The organism is Herbaspirillum sp. NPDC087042, from assembly GCF_044745245.1.
Taxonomy (GTDB): domain Bacteria; phylum Pseudomonadota; class Gammaproteobacteria; order Burkholderiales; family Burkholderiaceae_D; genus Herbaspirillum.
The window spans coordinates 1-16,831 of the sequence record NZ_JBIUZW010000018.1; the positions used below are offsets into that span (position 1 = coordinate 1).

Sequence of the window (16,831 nt, forward strand, 5' to 3'; positions counted from 1 at the left end):
CCCCACCGGGCTGTCGGGTCGGTGTGGGGGGTCCCTCTCCCCCCCCGCCGCGTTGGCGCGTACCAAGACGGATCAGGAAAATAGTTTGAGCGAAGCGAATCTATTTTCCCCGTCTTGGTACGCGCCAACGCGGGAACCCTCCGAAGGAGGGCGGAGGCAGTAGCGGTCGCCTTCTTTTGCTTACTTTTCTTGGCGAGACAAGAAAAGTGAGCGGCTGCCGGGCCGCCCCCGGCGCGCTCCTCCGACCGGAGAAAGATCAGCATTAAGCTAGAGCGTACACAAGCATTCCGTGCAAATGGCCCAGAAGGCTGGTATCAGAACCAAAGCTCAACAAGACCAAGGAAAGCAGCAAATCAATCAGGAAGCCATCAGGAAGCAGCAGGAGGAAACTGCTCCCGCATAACCCGCTTGTTAAGCTTGCCCACGCTAGTGCGCGCCAGTTCAGGAACAAAGCGCACCTGATCCGGCACGCCATAACGTGAAATCTGCCCAGACTCAGCCGCCGCCAACACATGCTGCCGGATATCCTGCTCCGTCACACCCGAAGCAGCGGCATCCTTCTTGAGCACCACCAGCGCCAACGGCCGCTCCCCCCATTTACCGTCCTGAATCCCGATGACAGCAGTCTCGGCCACTGCGGGATGGCGCGTGATGATGTCCTCGATCTGCAGAGAGGAGACCCATTCACCGCCGGTCTTGATGACATCCTTGATGCGGTCGGTCACTTGCAGATAGCCCCTGCCATCGATATGCCCGATATCCTGGGTATGCAGCCAGCCGCCGCGCCACAGGTCTTCGGAAGCCTCGGGCTGGTGCAGGTAACCCTGGGTCAGCCAGGGCGCCCGGACCACCACTTCACCGGTGCTCTGGCCATCGCGCGGACAGTCGTTCATGTCGCCATCGACCGTGCGGATCGCCACCAGCGGCAGCGGCCGTCCGGTCTTGACGCGGATCGCAGCCTCATTCTCGCCCCCGAGTTCCTCGGTAGGCACTTGCGCCAGTGTCAGCACCGGGCAGGTCTCCGACATGCCATAGCCGGTGAACACATCGATGCCGCGCTCGCGCGCGGCACGCGCCAGGCTGCCCGTCATGGCCGAACCACCGATGATCATCTTCCAGCCGGACAGGTCGACCTCGCGCGCCATCTCGCAACTGAGCACCATCTGCAGGATGGTCGGCACACAATGCGAGAAGCTCACCTTCTCGCGCTGGATCAGCTTGCAGATGGTGTCAGGCACATAGCGCCCCGGATAGACCTGCTTGACGCCGGCCATCGTCGCCACATAGGGCAGACCCCAGGCGTGGACGTGGAACATCGGCGTGAGCGGCATGTAGACGTCATCCCGGTGCAGGCGCCCCTGTTGCGGTGCCAGCGCCAGGCCGGCGGTGGTGCCCAGCGTGTGCAGCACCAGCTGGCGATGGCTGAAGTAGACGCCCTTGGGCAGGCCGGTGGTGCCGGTGGTGTAGAAGGTGGTGGCGCGGGCGTTCTCGTCGAAGTCGGGGAAGTCGTAGGCGGCCTCGGCCCTGGAGAGCAAGTCCTCGTATTCGCCGGCAAAGCCCGGGCCTTGCGGGCAGGGCGTGCCGTCGTCGGTGATCACCACGCAGCGCGTGAGGGTGTTGAGCTCGCCACGGATCTGCTTCAACACCGGCATGAAGTCGGAATTGACCAGCAGCACATCGGCCTGCGCATGGTTGAGCGTGTAGGCGATCTGCTCCGGAGAGAGCCGCACGTTCACGGTCTGCAGCACGCAGCCCATCATCGGGATGGCGAAGAAACACTCCAGGTAACGATGGCTGTCCCAGTCCATTACGGCCACCGTGTTGCCGGCCTGCAGGCCCATTTCCTTGAGCACGTTGGCCAGGCGCTGCACGCGCCGGTAGAACTCGGCATAGCTGTGGCGACGATCGCCGTAGACGATTTCCTGTTCCGGCGCGGTGGCCAGTGCACTGTGCAGCAATTGCTTGATCAGCAGCGGATATCCATAGGCGGAGGGCGTCTGGCTGATGGGTTGGGGCATACCGGGTCTCCTCTGTGGCGGCGGGGCCGTCCGTTGTTCGAATGAAGCCCGATGATACCGCCAAGTGCCCTCCAGGATGGTCGCCAGGACGACGAAATTTACATGTGGCAACTCGTCGCCCCGGCACATCACGGCATGCCGCCGCTCAGGGCCTGTCTTCGACCGAGGTCACCGTCAACGCGCCTTCGACGCGGTCGGCGGTGAAGCGGATCTTCTCGCCTTCACGCAGGCGGCCGACGATGTCGGGGCTGGCCTTGAAGACCATGGTCATGCCCGGCATCTGCAGGTTGGGGATGTCGCCATGACGGATGGTGAGCTTGCCGGCGCCGGCGTCGATCTTGCGGATCTCGCCGTCGACCTTGGGGGCGTCGGTCTGGGCATGGGCGTTCAGCGTCGCCAGTGCCAGTGTCAGGGCCGCCAGCAGCGGCAGGGTGCGTAACAGTGTTTTCATCGTATCGGCTTTCTATGAGGTGAGGGAGAAGTCTAAAAAATCCGGTCAGTGGTGGCCCTGATGGCCGCCTTGTGAACCTGGCTTGACCACATCCAGGTCGGCCTTGCCGCTGTCGCTGCCGGGGGCACGCGGTGCAGTCGGGGTGGTGGCATCGCCGCCGCTCCATTCGCGCGCGACCGTGCCGGCCGGGGCGCGGTACCAGCCGGGGTCACGATAGTCGTCGCGGGCCAGTTGCCGGCGTACCTTGACGGTGCTGAACATGCCGCCCATCTCGATGGCGCCATGCGGGCCGCGTCCGGTCATCATCGGCAGGGTGTTCTCGGGCAGGGGCATTTCCATGTCGCCCATGGCGCCGCCGGTCTCGCCCATGGCCATGTAGTCGGGGATGAGCCGGGCGATCTTGCCGGCCACCATGGACTGGTCCACGCCGATCATGGTGGGCAGGTCATGGCCCATGGCATTCATGGTGTGATGGGCCTTGTGACAGTGCAGCGCCCAGTCGCCTTCCTCGGTGGCGTCGAACTCGATGGCGCGCATCTGGCCCACGGCGATGTCGGTGGTGACTTCGGGCCAGCGCGCCGCTGGCGGCACCCAGCCACCGTCGGTGCCGGTGACGGCGAATTCATGGCCATGCAGGTGCAGCGGGTGGTTGGTCATGGTGAGGTTGCCCACGCGGATGCGTACCCGGTCGTTCTGCCGCACCACCAGCGGATCGATGCCGGGGAAGGCGCGGCTGTTCCAGGTCCAGAGGTTGAAGTCCAGCATGGTGCTGACCTTGGGCGTGGCCGCGCCGGGGGCGATGTCGTAGGCGTTCATCAGGAACACGAAATCGCGATCCACACGCATGAAGCCAGGGTCCCGGGGGTGGGTCACCCAGAAGCCCATCATGCCCATGGCCATCTGCACCATCTCGTCGGCATGCGGGTGGTACATGAAGGTGCCGGCGCGCCGTGCCGTGAATTCGTAGACATAGGTCTTGCCCGGCGGGATGGCCGGCTGGGTCAGGCCGGAGACGCCGTCCATGCCATTGGGCAGGCGCTGGCCGTGCCAGTGGACCGAGGTGGCTTCGGGCAGCTTGTTGGTGACGAAGATGCGCACCCGGTCGCCTTCCACCACTTCGATGGTGGGGCCAGGGCTCTGGCCGTTGTAGCCCCACAGGTTGGCCTTCATGCCGGGGGCGATTTCCCGCACCACCGGTTCGGCCACGAGGTGGAATTCCTTGACGCCGTTTTTCATGCGCCAGGGCAGGCTCCAGCCGTTGAGCGTGACCACCGGCTGGTAGGGCCGGCCCTGGGCTGGCTGCAGCGGTGGCTGGGTGACTGCGCTGGCTTGTAGCGGGGCCTCGGGCAGGGCGGCTGCGCCCACCCGGCTGACGGCACCGGCGGAGACGGCCAGGGCCGCGCCCTGCAGGAAGGCGCGGCGACGGGTATCGGTATTGGGGGGAGTCATGGTTGTGTTCCTTGTGTGGGACGGCCACCCAGGGCCAGTTGCAGGCTGGCGTCGGCGATCCAGAAGTCGCGCTGGGCATTGATGGCGGCGTTGACGGCGCTGGCTTGTTCGCGGGCGTCGGCCAGCAGGGTGAAGACGCTGATGAGCATGCCGTTGTAGCGCAGCAGGTTTTCATCGGCGATGCGCTGGCGCAGCGGCAGCAGTTCGTCGCGGTACTGGCGCGCCAGCTCGAAGGCATCCTGACGCTCGCGCCAGGCCTGGCGTGCCTGCGCGCGTGCGTCCAGCACGGCACCGGCCAGCTTGTGGGCCGCTTGCAGGTAGATCGCCTCGGCCTTGGCCACGCGTGCCTGGCCCCAGTCGAAGAGCGGGATCTCCAGCGAGATCTGGTAACCGATCTCGGGTGGCTTGCCGCTTTCGGAAGTGCGCAGCGCGCCCAGGTCCAGCACATTGACGAAACGGGTCGCGCGGGTCAGGCCCAGCGAGGCTTGCAGGCCATCGAGTTCGGTGCGGACGGCTTGCACATCCAGCCCTTGTTGCAGGGCCTGCTGTTCGATGTCGCCGGCTTCTTCCAGCCTGGCCGGCAACGCGGGCAGGCGTTCGGGCAGGGCAAAACCGGGCGCCATGCCGAGCAGGCGGGCCAGGGCTTCCTGGTCTTGCGTGGCCAGCCGGCGGGCCTGCTGCAGGTCGGCGCGGGCCTGGCCGTAGAAGAACTGTTCGCGCGCGGCATCGAGTGCGCTGATGTTGCCACGCCGGGCCATCTGCGCGGCCAGTTCGTGGGCGGCCTCGGCGGCCTCGGCCACCTGTTGCTGGTAGCGCAATCCCTGTTGTGCCGCCACGGCCTTGTAGTAGGCCTGCCGGGTCTGCGCCGCGGTGGCCAGCACGCGGGCGGCCAGCGTCAGTCGTACCTGCTCGAAGCGGCGCGCCTCGATGCGCGCGGCGGCAGGCAGCGTGATCAGGCGCATCAGGCCCAGCGACAGGCTGCGTTCGATCTTGATGTCGTCACCGGCATGGGTGCGCGCAAACGAAAAACCGGGATTGGGCAGGCGACCGGCCTGTACCAGGTCGGCGTCGGCCACGCCCAGCTCGGCGAAGGCGGCTTGCAGGTCGGGATTGTTGATCAGGGCGATCTGGACGGCGGTGTCGGCATCGGCCAGGCGCGCGTGCTGCTGGCCATCGGCGTGCAGCAGCCGGGCGACGCGCTCGCGGCTGGCCTGGTCTTGTCCGGGTGTGCGGTTCCAGGCCGGGGCCTGGCCCAGGCGCTGCTGGCTCAACTGCTCGACCTGGCTGAAACCGGCGTCGGGCGTGATCTGTGCGCAACCGGCCAGCAGCGCACAGGCGGCCGCTGTCGCGGCAACGCCGCGCAGGGGACGTAATACGGGGGGAATCATGGCATCCTCGTCTGATGATGAACGTCATCTGCTGCGCTCCGGGTGACGGGCGCGCAGCAGCTCAGGCGCACGCAGGCGTGCGGTGTCGTCGATCAGGCCAGGGCAGGCGGTCGGTCGGGGTTTTCCGGCAGGTAGCCGACGAAGCCTGCGGTCGGCTGCACGAGGTATTCGCGCGAGGGAAGCTCAGGTGCCGGCGGGGTCGCCAGCGCCAGGGGGAGGAGGGCGCCTACCGTGCAGGCGGCGCAGAAACTGCAGCTGAGGTTGGCGTGATGCTGGCCGTGATGCGCGGGGCTGCCATCATCGCCAGCGGCCACCGACATCGGGACAGTATCGTGATGACCATGATGCGCATGTGCATCGGCACTCATGCCGTGGTCCATGGGTGCCATGGTGTCCATGCGATGCTGCTGCACGGGTTGCACGGGTTGCACGGGCTGCACCTGTGCCGCCTGCGCCATGGCCGGCGCGCAGGCCTGCAGCACGGCGGCGAAACCCTGGATGGGGATCGCCAGCGTCAACAGCCAGAGCAGGAGGATTTTTGCGCGCAGCATCATGGGCGCCAGTATAGACCGGCTGCCGGTCCGCGATCAACCGGCCTGCTGGCCGCTGCGCTGCGGCAGGCCGCGGACCAGGCGCAGACCGTTGAAGACCACGATCAGGCTGGCCCCCATGTCGGCAAAGACCGCCATCCACAGGGAACTCATCCCCGCCAGCGCCAGCACCAGGAACACCGCCTTGATGCCCAGGGCGATGCTGATGTTCTGCGTCAGTACCGCATGGGCGCGGCGACTGAGACGGATGAAGTCGGGGATCTTGCGCAGGTCGTCATCCATCAGGGCGACGTCGGCTGTTTCCAGTGCGGTATCGGTGCCGGCCGCGCCCATGGCGAAACCGGTGCCGGCGCGGGCCAGTGCCGGGGCGTCGTTGATGCCATCGCCCACCATGCCCACGCCTTGCTCGCCATGGCGCCGCGCCAGCGCTTCGATGGCCGCCAGCTTGTCGTCGGGCAGCTGGTCGCCGCGTGCATCGGCGATGCCGGTCTGGGCGGCAATGGCCTGTGCGGTGTGCGGATTGTCGCCGGTCAGCATGATGACCTCCACGCCCAGCGCGCGCAGCTCGGCCACGGCCTGTTTGCTGCCGGGGCGCACGGTATCGGCCACGGCGATGAGCAGTTCGGGGCGATTGGCGCGGCACAGCAGGGTGGTGGTCTTGCCCTGCTTTTCGAATTCCTGCAGGCGGGCTTCCAGCGCCGGGCTGCATTGGCCCAGCTCATGCACCAGGCGGTGATTGCCGAGATGGAACAGCTGGCCGCCGATGATCCCTTGCACGCCACGCCCGGCCAGTGCGGCGAATTGTTCCACCTCCAGCGGGGTGCCGCTTTCCTGGGCGGCGATGGCGCGCGAGACCGGATGGTCGGAGCGGGCCGCCAGCGAGATGGCCAGCTGCAGCAGCGCTGCCTGTTCGCTGTCGGTGTTGAGCGAGACCACATCGGTCACCTGCGGCCGGCCGAAAGTGAGCGTGCCGGTCTTGTCCAGCGCCAGCGCACGCAGCTTGCGGCCCTGTTCCAGATAGACGCCACCCTTGATCAGGATGCCATGGCGCGCCGCCGAGGCCAGGGCGCTGACGATGGTCACGGGGGTCGAGATGACCAGCGCGCAGGGGCAGGCGATCACCAGCAGCACCAGCGCCTTGTAGAGCCAGGGCGTGAAGGCCGCGCCTGCCAGCAGCGGCGGCAGCAGTGCCACCAGCACCGCCATGGCGACCACGGCGGGGATGTAGTAGCGCGCGAAATTGTCGACGAAGCGCTGGGTCGGGGCGCGCTGGCCTTGCGCCTGTTGCACGCTCTTGACGATGCGCGAGAGGGTGGAGTCACCCTGCACGGCGGTCACGCGCAGTTCGAAGGCGCCATGTTCATTGATGGTGCCGGCGAAGACGGCGTCGCCCACCTGCTTGGCTACCGGGATGCTTTCGCCGGTGATGGGGGCCTGGTTGATGCTGGTACTGCCGGCGCTGACCTCGCCATCGAGCGGCACGCGCTCGCCGGGCGCCACGCGCACGGTCGCCGCCAGTGCCACCTCGCGGGCCGGCATGCTGCGCCACTGACCGTCGGCGTCGCGCACCGTGGCCAGGTCGGGCGTCATCGCCATCAGGCCGGCGATGGCGTTGCGGGCGCGGTCCAGCGAAAGCGCCTCGATCATCTCGGCCAGGGTGAAGAGCACGATCACCACCGCCGCCTCCGGCCACTGGCCGATCACGGCCGCGCCGATGACGGCCAGCGACATGAGGAAGTTCATGTTCAGCGAGAAGTTGCGCAGCGCGATCCAGCCTTTCTTCAAGGTGCCCAGGCCACCCAGCAGGATGGCCAGCAGCGCCAGCGCGATCACCGGCAGGGAGCGGTCGTCGCCGCTGGTCCAGGCCAGCACTTCGGCCCCCAGCGCGGCGACGCCAGCCGCGCCCAGCAGCAGCCAGCGGCGCAGCGGGATGCGGTAGGCTGCAGCCTGGTCGGGGGCGTTGCGGGCGGCCTCGGCGTCCAGCGAATCGGACTTCACGGCCGGCAGCATGTCCAGCGCCTTGAGGGTGGACACCAGCGGGGCGATCGAGGGCAACTGGTGTTGCACGGTCAGTTCGCGCTGGATCAGGTTGAATTCGAGCAGGCCCACGCCCGCCATCTGGGAGAGGCGTTCGCGGATCAGCTTTTCCTCGGTGGGGCAATCCATCTTCTGGATGAAGAACACGGCTTGCTCGGTGCTGCCTTCCAGGCGACGGGCAGCCGGGGCGGGCACGGCCGGGCTGTCGTCGCAGGCATGGCTGCCGCAGCAGGCGTGGGCATGCTCGTGCGCATGTCCGTGATCGTGATCGTGTGCATGCCGGTCATGATCGTGGTCATGCGGATGGGGGTGCGAATGTGCGTGCGAATTTACGTGCGAATGTGCGTGTTCTTGTCCAGCCATGTGATGCTCCTTGTGCAGCCAACAGGTTTCAGGGGTATATTAAAAACCCTGAAGTAACTACAAGGTCAAGCAAGGAGTTGGCATGGATACGTTGAAGATCGGTGAGCTGGCCGGACGGGCTGATTGCCCCGTGGAAACCATCCGCTATTACGAGAAGGAAGCGCTGCTGCCCGAGCCCACGCGTTCGCAGGCCAACTACCGGCTGTATGGCGAGCGTCATGTGGAGCGGCTGCAATTCATCCGTCATTGCCGCTCGCTGGACATGACGTTGGACGAGGTGCGCGAACTGTTGCGCCTGCGCGATGCGCCCGAACAGGATTGTGGCGGCGTCAATGCCTTGCTGGACAAGCACATCGGCCACGTCGCCGAACGTATCGCCCAGTTGCAGGGTCTGCAGTTGCAATTGCTGCAGTTGCGCGCCCAGTGCGAGGCCGAACAGCCGGCGCGCGATTGCGGCATCCTGCAGGGCCTGGCCAACCTGCCCGATGAAGCCAAGCCGGCCAACCTGGGCAGTCACGGCGGTGGCTGCCACTGAGCCAGTGGCGCCGGATCAGCGCGCCAGCCAGGCCATCACTTCCTCGATCACTTCATCGGACTTCTCGCGCTGGGGGAAGTGGCCGGCGCCGGGAACCACCACGCGCCGGTAGCCGTTGCCGAAGAGTCTTTCCTTGCCCTCCGAGGTGGAGGGATGGTTGGCGCCATCCTCGGCGCCATGCAGCAGCAGCGTGGGCACCATGATGCGCGGCGTCTGGGCCAGCCTGGCATCCAGTTCCGCATAGGCCGGGTCGCCCTCGGCAAAGCCCCAGCGATGGCGATAGGAGTGCAGGCAGATTTCGGCCCAGTCGGGATTGTCGAAGGAGGCGGCGGTATTGCCGAATTCGCTCTCGGCAAACTTCCACGAGGGTGACCAGCTATTCCACATGAAGCGGGTAAAGCCGCGCCGGTCGTCGCGCAGCTCGGTTTCGCCGCGCGAGGTGGCGAAGAACCAGTGGTACCAGTAGTTGCGCGATTGCTGCAGCGACAGCTTCTGGTCGGGGGTGTTGGTGCCCCAGCCCACCGACAGGGTGATGCAATGGGAGATGCGTTCGGGCGTCTGGGAGGCGGCGATATAGGCCGCACGCGCGCCCCAGTCGTGGCCGATGAGGGCGTAGCGCTGCAGGCCCAGGGCATCGGCGAAGGCCATCAGGTCGGCCCCCAGCGCGGCCAGCTGGCCACTGCGGGGAGTGTCGTCGGACAGGAAACGGGTCGGGCCGTAGCCGCGCAGGAACGGGCGGATCACCTGGTAGCCGGCCGTGCGCAAGGGTTTGAGCAAGGTGTCCCAGGTCCGTACATCATCGGGCCAGCCGTGTACCAGCACCACCGGTGGTGCATCGGGCGGGCCGCTGACTTCGTAGCCGATACGCAGCTTGTCAGTATCGATGAAGCTCAGATGATTGGACTGGGGCATGGCGGGTATTCTCCCTGTTGGTGCACACAGACTTGGTCAAAGAAGCACATTGCGACGACTGGAGATTATCATCTCAGCAAGGAGCGCGTGCGGCAATCCCGAAAAGCGGCTGGCAGATGAAAATTCCTCACCGATGCTGCAGGATCGCCTCCATCATCCAGGCGGTCCGTGCCGCGCTGGCGCCGCACGAAGGATGGGGCGCGCCGCCACGCAGGTGCTCGTGCAGCCTGGCCACGTGGTATTGCTGGATGTGCGCGGGGTTGGGGATGTCCAGTTCCAGTCGTTCGTGCGCCGTGCTCAGCACCAGCGGCTGTTCCTCGAATACCGAGAAGACGATCTTGCCGGCGCTGCCGGTGATCTCGACCCGGTCGGCGCGTTCGAAGCTGCCGAAATGCCAGCTGCCGCTGCCGGTGACGCCACTGTGATAGCGCCAGCTGGCCGCTACCGCGTCACGCGCGCTGTAGAGGCCCTGCTGGTTGGCGCTGCTGCCGGCTGCCTGATCCACCTCACCAAGGAAATGCGAAAACAGGTTCAGGCCGTGGCTGGCCAGGTCATCGAAATAGCCGCCCGGCGCGATGCGCGCGTCGGTGCGCCAGCGGTAGCGACCTTGCAGGTCGTCCGGGCCGGGCGTGCGGGCCAGTTGCCAGTGGATGTGGCGTGGCGTGCCGATGCGGCCCTCGGCCAGCCATTGCCGTACCTGCTCGAAGCGCGGCAGCGAGCGGCGGTAATAGGCCACGAACAGCGGCTGCCCGGCGGCCTCGAAGGCGGCCAGCATCTGCAGGCACTGGTCGTGGCTGGGGGCCATGGGCTTTTCGACGCAGCAGGGTTTGCCGGCACGGGCAACCTTCAGGGCGTAGTGCAGGTGGCTGTCGGGCGGAGTGGCGATGTAGACGGCGTCGATGTCGGCATCGTTGATCAGGGCATCGGCATCGCTGAACCAGCGCGGCACGCCGTGACGCTGCGCGTAGTCGGCGGCGAGGGCCGCGTCGCGCCGCATGACGGCGGCCAGTTCGAATCCGGGCGTATGCTGGTAGGCCGGGCCGCTTTTTTTCTCGGTGACCGCGCCGCAACCGATGATGCCCCAGCGGATCGGCGTCATGCGGCATCTCCGGCCGGCGTGGCGCAGCAGTGGGCATCGCCGCCCAGGGCATCGAGGATGGGGCAGTCGGGGCGATGGTCGCCATGGCAGTCATGCACCAGTTGCTCCAGGGTCGCCTTCATGGCCTGCAGTTCGCCGATGCGCTGGTCCAGTTCGCCGATGTGGGTTTGCGCCAGCTGCTTGACCTTGCGGCTGGGACGCGACTGGTCCAGCCAGAGTCCGATCAGGTCACTCACCTGCACCATGGAAAAGCCCAGCTGCCGTGCCTGGCGGATGAAGCGCAGCAGGTGCACGTCGCGCTCGCGATAGACCCGGTAGCCGGCATCGGTACGGCCGGCCTTGGGGATCAGGCCGGTTTCCTCGTAGTGGCGGATCATCTTGGTCGAGACGCCCGAGGCGCTGGCGGCTTCTCCGATGTTCATGTCTTCACTCCTTCGCATGGGGTTGCCAGCGGCGCAGCAGCAGGGCATTGCTGACCACGCTGACGCTGGAGAAGGCCATCGCCGCGCCTGCCAGCATGGGATTGAGCATGCCCAGTGCCGCCAGCGGGATGCCGACCAGGTTGTAGATGAAGGCCCAGAACAGGTTCTGGCGGATCTTGCCGTAGGTGCGGCGCGAGATGTCGATGGCGTCAGCGGCCAGCCCCGGGTCGCCATGCATGAGGGTGATGCCGGCCGCCTGCATGGCCACGTCGGTGCCGGTGGACATGGCGATGCCGACGTCGGCCGCGGCCAGCGCCGGGGCATCGTTGACGCCGTCACCGACCATCGCCACCACGCGCGTGCCGTCGGCGCGCAGCGCGTTGACGGCGGCGGCCTTGTCGCCCGGCAGCACCTCGGCACGCACGTCGCTGATGCCCAGTTCGCTGGCCACGCGCTGCGCGGCGCCGCGGTTGTCGCCGCTGAGCATGACGGTGGCGATGCCCAGCCCGTGCAGGGTGCTGATGGCGTTCCGGGCGCCGCTCTTGACCTGGTCGCCGAAGGCCAGCAGGCCCAGCACCTGGGCGCCGTGGCCATCGTCATTGCGCCGCGCCAGCCAGGAGAGGGTGCGGCCCTGCTCCTGCAAGGCTTGCGCCTGGGGCGCCATGGCCTCGGTGGGGGCCTGCAATTGCTGCATCCAGCGGCTGCTGCCCAGGTACAGCAGATGACCATCGACTTGCCCCTCGATGCCCAGGCCGGCCACGCTGCGGGCTTCGGTGGCGGTGGGGATGGCCAGATCCTGGCGCTGGGTTGCGGCGTCAAGCACGGCGCGGCCCAGCGGGTGTTCGCTTCTTGCCTGCAAGGCGGCGGCCAGTGCCAGCAGGGTGTCGGCCTGCACGCCGGTGGCCGCCTGCAGTTCGGTCAGGCGGGGCCGGCCCACGGTCAGGGTACCGGTCTTGTCGAAGGCGATCACGTTGACGCGGTGGGCGATTTCCAGCGCCTGCGCGTCCTTGATGAGGATGCCGTGGCGCGCCGCCACACCGGTGCCGGCCATGATGGCCGTGGGCGTGGCCAGGCCCAGGGCGCAGGGGCAGGCGATCACCATCACCGCCACCGCATTGAGCAAGGCCTGCTCCCAGTCGCCGGCGGCCAGGCCCCAGCCCAGCAGCGTTGCCAGCGACAGCAGCAGCACGGCCGGCACGAACACCGCGCTGACCTTGTCCACCAGGCGCTGGATCGGCGCCTTGGCGGCCTGGGCCTGCTCCACCATGCGCACGATGCGCGCCAGAACGGTCTCGGCGCCGATGGCGGTGGTTTCGAACACCAGTGCACCCTCGGCATTGACGGCGCCGGCTGCCAGGGTGTCGCCGGCCTGTTTGGCTTGCGGGTGGCTTTCGCCGGTCAGCATGGATTCATCCAGGTGGCTGCGGCCTTCGCGCACCACGCCATCGACCGGGACCCGTTCGCCCGGACGCAGCACCACCATGTCACCCACGCGCACCTCCGCCAGCGCCACCTCGAACTCCTGGCCATTGCGGCGCACGCGGGCGCGGTCCGGGCGCAGCGCATTCAAGGCCGCGATGGCGTCGGCGGTCTGGCGCTTGGCGCGGCCTTCCAGCCATTTGCCCAGCAAGACCAGCGTGATGACCACGGCCGAGCTTTCGAAATACAGGTGGGGCGCGGCCATGCCATGCGCCTGCATGTCGCCGCCGGCCAGCCATTGCCACAGCGACAGCCCATAGGCAGCACTGGTGCCCAGCGCGACCAGCAGGTCCATGTTGCCCGAACGCGCCCTCAGCGCGCCCCAGCCGGCATGGTAGAAGCGCCAGCCCAGCCAGAACTGCACGGGCGTGGCCAGCAGCCATTGCCACAGCGGTGGCAGGTCCAGGCGCAGGCCCAGCGGCGCCAGCAGCATGGGCAGTACCAGCGGCAGCGACAGCGCCGCCGCCAGTGCCACCGGCCACCAGGAGGGCAGGGTAGTGCCGGGAGCGGCGTCCCGGCCGGCTGCTTCAGGCGGGACGTGCTGTCGGGCGTGGTAGCCGGCCTTCTCGATGGCGGCAATCAGGCTTGCCGGTGAGGCAGCATCCTGGGTGGTGATGCTGGCGCGCTCGGTGGCGAGGTTGACGCTGACGTCGGTCACGCCAGGGACTTTTTTCAGGGCCTTTTCGACCCGCGTGACGCAGGAGGCGCAGCTCATGCCTTCGATATCGAGGCTGATCTCGCTCGCGGCGGAAGAGGTGGTGGTCATGGCGAATACTCCGGAAAGGATGAATCGGACAGCATCATGTTCATCCTTCCCATGATGGGAAGGTCAAGCCTGATTTTCGCACGAATGCACCATGAGGGTGGTTGACCTTGCCATGGTAGGAAGGTTTAAGCTTCCGGTATTGTCACTACCACTTGAATGAAAGGAAATCCGATGAGCACCACCTTCACCGTCAACGACATGACCTGCAACCACTGCGCCGGCGTCATCACCAAGGCCGTCAAGGACGTTGACGCCAATGCCCGTGTCGAGATTGCCGTGGCCGACAAGCGCGTGGTCATCGATAGCAACCTGCCGGCGCAATCCTTTGCCGAGGCGATTGAGGAAGCCGGCTATACGCCAGTTGCTGGCTGAATCCTTGCAAACCGTTCGGGCTGAGTAGCCGCTTGCGGCGTATCGAAGACGCGCGTTCCGGTAATCATCGGAGCGTCTTCGATACGCCGCGTTGCGGCTACTCAGTCCGAACGGTAGTTTTTTTCGCCAGGGCGGGGCGGCTCACTTGCTCAACAGCCGCATCGCCCCTTCCAGCCCATCCATGGTCAGCGGGAACATGCGGCCATTCATCAGCTGGCGGATCAGGGCGATCGACTGGCGGTATTGCCACAGGCCTTCCGGCTCCGGGTTCAGCCAGGCGAAGTGCGGGAAGGTGGCCGTGAAGCGCTGCAGCCAGTCGGCCCCGGCCTCGGCATTGTTGTATTCCACCGAGCCGCCCGGCTGCACGATCTCGTAGGGGCTCATGGTGGCGTCGCCCACGAAGATGAGCTTGGTGTCGGGCGTGTACTTGCGCAGCACGTCCCAGGTCGGGAAGCGCTCGGCATGGCGGCGCCGGTTGTTCTTCCACAGGTAGTCGTAGACGCAGTTGTGGAAGTAGAAGAAGTCCATGTTCTTGAACTCGGTGCGCGCGGCCGAGAACAATTCCTCGGTGCGGGCGATGTGGTCGTCCATCGAGCCACCGACATCGAAGAGCATCAGCACCTTGATCTTGTTCTTGCGCTCGGGCTGCATGCGGATGTCGAGATAGCCGGCATTGCTGGCGGTGGCGCGGATGGTGTCGTCCAGCGCCAGTTCTTCCTCCAGTCCTTCGCGGGCGAAGCGGCGCAGGCGCCGTAGCGCCACCTTGATGTTGCGCGTGCCCAGTTCGCGCTCGCCGTCGTAGTCCTGGTACTGGCGTTCGTCCCATACCTTGACGGCGCTGCGCTGTCCGCCCTTGCCGCCGATGCGGATGCCTTCCGGATTGAAGCCGCCGTGGCCGAAGGGCGAGACCCCGCCCGTGCCTATCCACTTGCTGCCGCCTTCGTGGCGTTCCTTCTGTTCTTCCAGCAATTGCTTGAGGCGCTCCATCAGCTTGTCGTAGCCGAACTTCTCGATGGCGGCCTTTTGCTCGGGCGTCAGGTCGCGCTGCAATTGCTTGACCAGCCATTCCAGCGGGATATCGGGGCGCTTCTCGAAGATGGTTTCCACGCCCTTGAAGTAGGCGCCGAAGGCACGGTCGAACTTGTCGAAGTTGGCCTCGTCCTTGACCAGCGTCAGCCGCGAGAGATAGTAGAACTCATCCAGCGAGGGGACGATGACCTGCTTGTCCATCGCCTCCAGCAAGGTCAGGAATTCCTTGATCGAGGCCGGCACGCCGGCCTGTTTCACGGTATAGAAGAAATCGATCAGCATGGCGGGGGAGAGCGATCAACGGCCCAGCTTGAACTGCAGGTGCCGGCGCACGGTCGGCCACTCCGATTCGATGATGGAAAACACCACCGTATCGCGCAGCGAGCCGTCGGGCATGCGCTGGTGGTTGCGCAGGATGCCATCCTGCTTGGCCCCCAGGCGGGCAATGGCCGCGCGCGATTGCTGGTTCATCCAGTGGGTGCGGAACTCGACGGCGATGCAGTGCATGTCCTCGAAGGCATGGTTGAGCATCATCAGCTTGCACTCGGTATTGATGCCGGTGCGCTGGGCGCTGGCGGCATACCAGGTGGAGCCGATCTCGACGCGGCGATTGACGGCGTCCGCATTCATGTAGGTGGTCATGCCGCACAACGCGCCGGTGTCGTTGCGGCGGATCACGAAGGGCAGCATGCTGCCCTGTTGCTGCAGCTGCAGGCGGCGCTCGATTTCGGCGCGCATGTTCTCCGGCTTGGGGATGGCCGTGTACCAGAGCTTCCACAGCTTGCCGTCGGAGACAGCAGCGATGAGGGCATCGTGGTGCTCGGGGTGCAGCGGCTCGACATTGGCGAACTGGCCCTTGAGCGTGATCGGCGACAGGAATTGCATGGCGGCTCCGGATGAGGTCAGCGATGTTTCAGCAAGGTGTTAGCGGTTGTTGCGCGACATGAAGACCAGCCGCTCGAACAGATGCACGTCCTGCTCGTTCTTGAGCAGGGCGCCATGCAGCGGCGGCACCACGGCCTTGTTGTCCTGGCTGTGCAGGGCTTCGGGCGGGATGTCCTCGGCCATGAGCAGCTTGAGCCAGTCGATCAGTTCCGAGGTCGAGGGCTTCTTCTTCAGGCCGGGCACGTCGCGCACCTGGTAGAAGGCTTCCAGCGCCTGCGCCAGCAGCTCTCGCTTGATGTGCGGGAAGTGCACGTCGACGATCTGCTGCATGGTGGCCTTGTCGGGGAACTTGATGTAGTGGAAGAAGCAGCGGCGCAGGAAGGCGTCCGGCAATTCCTTCTCGTTGTTGGAGGTGATCACCACCAGCGGCCGGTGCCTGGCGCGGACCAGTTCGCGCGTCTCGTAGACGTAGAACTCCATGCGGTCGATCTCGCGCAGCAGGTCGTTGGGGAACTCGATGTCGGCCTTGTCGATCTCGTCGATGAGCAATACCACCGGTTCTTCGGAGGTGAAGGCCTGCCACAGCACGCCCTTGACGATGTAGTTGTGGATGTCCTTGACGCGCTCGTCGCCCAGTTGCGAATCGCGCAGGCGCGAGACCGCATCGTATTCGTAGAGGCCCTGCTGGGCCTTGGTGGTGGACTTGATATGCCATTGCAGCAGCGGCCGGCCCAGTGCGGCGGCCACTTCTTCGGCCAGCATGGTCTTGCCGGTGCCGGGTTCGCCCTTGATCAGCAGCGGGCGCTGCAGGGTGAGCGCGGCATTGACCGCCAGCTTGAGGTCATCGGTGGCGACGTAGTTCTCGCTACCGGTAAATTTGGTCTTGCCGGAAGAAGTGGCGGAATGATCGGGCATGGATGTTGTCCTTGTGAGGTCTCGCTCTGGAAGCTGCCGGCCCGGTCGCATGTGGCGCTGCACCACCGGGGGCAGTCGATTTGTTCGAGTATAAGGGAAAACGCGGGCTTTCCCGGCACCGCTTGAAATCGGCGAAAACGTTCCTATATAGGGGGCTCCG

At 66.2% G+C, this 16,831-nt stretch carries 15 protein-coding genes; 2 read left to right on the top strand and 13 right to left on the bottom strand.

From position 1 onward, the window contains the following. Positions 1 to 368: 368 nt before the first annotated feature. The 6 genes from ACIPHN_RS21415 to ACIPHN_RS21440 all read right to left on the bottom strand — a co-directional run bounded on the left by ACIPHN_RS21415 (position 369) and on the right by ACIPHN_RS21440 (position 8,257). A complete protein-coding gene (locus tag ACIPHN_RS21415; RefSeq protein WP_400439868.1) occupies positions 369 to 2,018 on the bottom strand; it encodes a fatty acid--CoA ligase in 1,650 nt (549 codons plus the stop codon). A 145-nt stretch (positions 2,019 to 2,163) separates the two neighbouring features. Then, positions 2,164 to 2,460: a copper-binding protein gene (locus tag ACIPHN_RS21420; protein WP_400440174.1), complete on the bottom strand. Its 297-nt coding sequence runs from the start codon at positions 2,458 to 2,460 to the stop codon at positions 2,164 to 2,166. 54 nt (positions 2,461 to 2,514) lie between these two features. Continuing rightward, on the bottom strand, positions 2,515 to 3,918 hold the full coding sequence (locus tag ACIPHN_RS21425; RefSeq protein WP_400439871.1) for a multicopper oxidase family protein: 1,404 nt from the start codon (positions 3,916 to 3,918) through the stop codon (positions 2,515 to 2,517). Next, positions 3,915 to 5,306 carry a TolC family protein gene (locus tag ACIPHN_RS21430; protein ID WP_400439873.1) on the bottom strand — a complete coding sequence of 464 codons (1,392 nt, stop codon included), beginning with the start codon at positions 5,304 to 5,306 and terminating at the stop codon, positions 3,915 to 3,917. The genes ACIPHN_RS21425 and ACIPHN_RS21430 overlap by 4 nt, the downstream gene beginning before the upstream one ends. A gap of 92 nt (positions 5,307 to 5,398) precedes the next feature. Next, the gene (locus ACIPHN_RS21435) at positions 5,399 to 5,857 is read right to left on the bottom strand and encodes a hypothetical protein (protein ID WP_400439876.1); all 459 of its coding nucleotides are present in this window, start codon (positions 5,855 to 5,857) and stop codon (positions 5,399 to 5,401) included. A gap of 36 nt (positions 5,858 to 5,893) precedes the next feature. Then, complete coding sequence (locus tag ACIPHN_RS21440; protein WP_400439878.1) at positions 5,894 to 8,257, bottom strand: heavy metal translocating P-type ATPase; 2,364 nt, start codon at positions 8,255 to 8,257, stop codon at positions 5,894 to 5,896. An 82-nt stretch (positions 8,258 to 8,339) separates the two neighbouring features. On the opposite strand from ACIPHN_RS21440, the gene cadR reads away from it, so the two are divergent. Further along, positions 8,340 to 8,792 (top strand): Cd(II)/Pb(II)-responsive transcriptional regulator, encoded by a 453-nt coding sequence (gene cadR, locus ACIPHN_RS21445; protein WP_400439880.1) that lies wholly within the window; start codon positions 8,340 to 8,342, stop codon positions 8,790 to 8,792. Positions 8,793 to 8,807: 15 nt separating this feature from the next. Here cadR and ACIPHN_RS21450 read toward each other — a convergent pair whose 3' ends face one another. From ACIPHN_RS21450 to ACIPHN_RS21465, 4 genes are all read right to left on the bottom strand, one after another. Beyond that, a complete protein-coding gene (locus tag ACIPHN_RS21450) occupies positions 8,808 to 9,704 on the bottom strand; it encodes an alpha/beta fold hydrolase (protein ID WP_400439883.1) in 897 nt (298 codons plus the stop codon). A 127-nt stretch (positions 9,705 to 9,831) separates the two neighbouring features. Next, positions 9,832 to 10,803 (bottom strand): Gfo/Idh/MocA family protein, encoded by a 972-nt coding sequence (locus tag ACIPHN_RS21455; protein ID WP_400439885.1) that lies wholly within the window; start codon positions 10,801 to 10,803, stop codon positions 9,832 to 9,834. Then, positions 10,800 to 11,225, bottom strand: coding sequence for a Cu(I)-responsive transcriptional regulator (gene cueR, locus ACIPHN_RS21460; RefSeq protein WP_400439887.1), 426 nt, complete (start codon positions 11,223 to 11,225; stop codon positions 10,800 to 10,802). The genes ACIPHN_RS21455 and cueR overlap by 4 nt, the downstream gene beginning before the upstream one ends. Positions 11,226 to 11,229: 4 nt before the next feature. Then, entirely contained in the window at positions 11,230 to 13,470 is a 2,241-nt protein-coding gene (locus tag ACIPHN_RS21465) for a heavy metal translocating P-type ATPase (protein ID WP_400439890.1), read from the bottom strand. Positions 13,471 to 13,641: 171 nt separating this feature from the next. On the opposite strand from ACIPHN_RS21465, the gene ACIPHN_RS21470 reads away from it, so the two are divergent. Beyond that, complete coding sequence (locus ACIPHN_RS21470) at positions 13,642 to 13,842, top strand: heavy-metal-associated domain-containing protein (protein WP_400439892.1); 201 nt, start codon at positions 13,642 to 13,644, stop codon at positions 13,840 to 13,842. A gap of 141 nt (positions 13,843 to 13,983) precedes the next feature. Here the strand turns inward: ACIPHN_RS21470 and ACIPHN_RS21475 are convergent, their stop codons facing one another. The 3 genes from ACIPHN_RS21475 to ACIPHN_RS21485 are packed head-to-tail and all read right to left on the bottom strand — an operon-like array spanning position 13,984 to position 16,671. After that, positions 13,984 to 15,153 (bottom strand): VWA domain-containing protein, encoded by a 1,170-nt coding sequence (locus ACIPHN_RS21475; protein ID WP_400439895.1) that lies wholly within the window; start codon positions 15,151 to 15,153, stop codon positions 13,984 to 13,986. A gap of 15 nt (positions 15,154 to 15,168) precedes the next feature. Further along, the gene (locus tag ACIPHN_RS21480; RefSeq protein ID WP_400439897.1) at positions 15,169 to 15,756 is read right to left on the bottom strand and encodes a GNAT family N-acetyltransferase; all 588 of its coding nucleotides are present in this window, start codon (positions 15,754 to 15,756) and stop codon (positions 15,169 to 15,171) included. A 39-nt stretch (positions 15,757 to 15,795) separates the two neighbouring features. Further along, positions 15,796 to 16,671 carry an AAA family ATPase gene (locus tag ACIPHN_RS21485; protein WP_400439900.1) on the bottom strand — a complete coding sequence of 292 codons (876 nt, stop codon included), beginning with the start codon at positions 16,669 to 16,671 and terminating at the stop codon, positions 15,796 to 15,798. Positions 16,672 to 16,831: the final 160 nt, after the last annotated feature.

Bases quoted from the DNA above. Each gene is read 5' to 3' on its own strand.
- ACIPHN_RS21415 (WP_400439868.1), bottom strand. From the start codon at position 2,018: ATGCCCCAACCCATCAGCCAGACGCCCTCCGCCTATGGATATCCGCTG.
- ACIPHN_RS21430 (WP_400439873.1), bottom strand. From the start codon at position 5,306: ATGATTCCCCCCGTATTACGTCCCCTGCGCGGCGTTGCCGCGACAGCG.
- ACIPHN_RS21485 (WP_400439900.1), bottom strand. From the start codon at position 16,671: ATGCCCGATCATTCCGCCACTTCTTCCGGCAAGACCAAATTTACCGGT.
- ACIPHN_RS21465 (WP_400439890.1), bottom strand. From the start codon at position 13,470: ATGACCACCACCTCTTCCGCCGCGAGCGAGATCAGCCTCGATATCGAA.
- ACIPHN_RS21475 (WP_400439895.1), bottom strand. From the start codon at position 15,153: ATGCTGATCGATTTCTTCTATACCGTGAAACAGGCCGGCGTGCCGGCC.
- ACIPHN_RS21435 (WP_400439876.1), bottom strand. From the start codon at position 5,857: ATGCTGCGCGCAAAAATCCTCCTGCTCTGGCTGTTGACGCTGGCGATC.
- ACIPHN_RS21440 (WP_400439878.1), bottom strand. From the start codon at position 8,257: ATGGCTGGACAAGAACACGCACATTCGCACGTAAATTCGCACGCACAT.
- ACIPHN_RS21450 (WP_400439883.1), bottom strand. From the start codon at position 9,704: ATGCCCCAGTCCAATCATCTGAGCTTCATCGATACTGACAAGCTGCGT.
- ACIPHN_RS21480 (WP_400439897.1), bottom strand. From the start codon at position 15,756: ATGCAATTCCTGTCGCCGATCACGCTCAAGGGCCAGTTCGCCAATGTC.
- cueR (WP_400439887.1), bottom strand. From the start codon at position 11,225: ATGAACATCGGAGAAGCCGCCAGCGCCTCGGGCGTCTCGACCAAGATG.
- ACIPHN_RS21470 (WP_400439892.1), top strand. From the start codon at position 13,642: ATGAGCACCACCTTCACCGTCAACGACATGACCTGCAACCACTGCGCC.
- ACIPHN_RS21455 (WP_400439885.1), bottom strand. From the start codon at position 10,803: ATGACGCCGATCCGCTGGGGCATCATCGGTTGCGGCGCGGTCACCGAG.
- cadR (WP_400439880.1), top strand. From the start codon at position 8,340: ATGGATACGTTGAAGATCGGTGAGCTGGCCGGACGGGCTGATTGCCCC.
- ACIPHN_RS21425 (WP_400439871.1), bottom strand. From the start codon at position 3,918: ATGACTCCCCCCAATACCGATACCCGTCGCCGCGCCTTCCTGCAGGGC.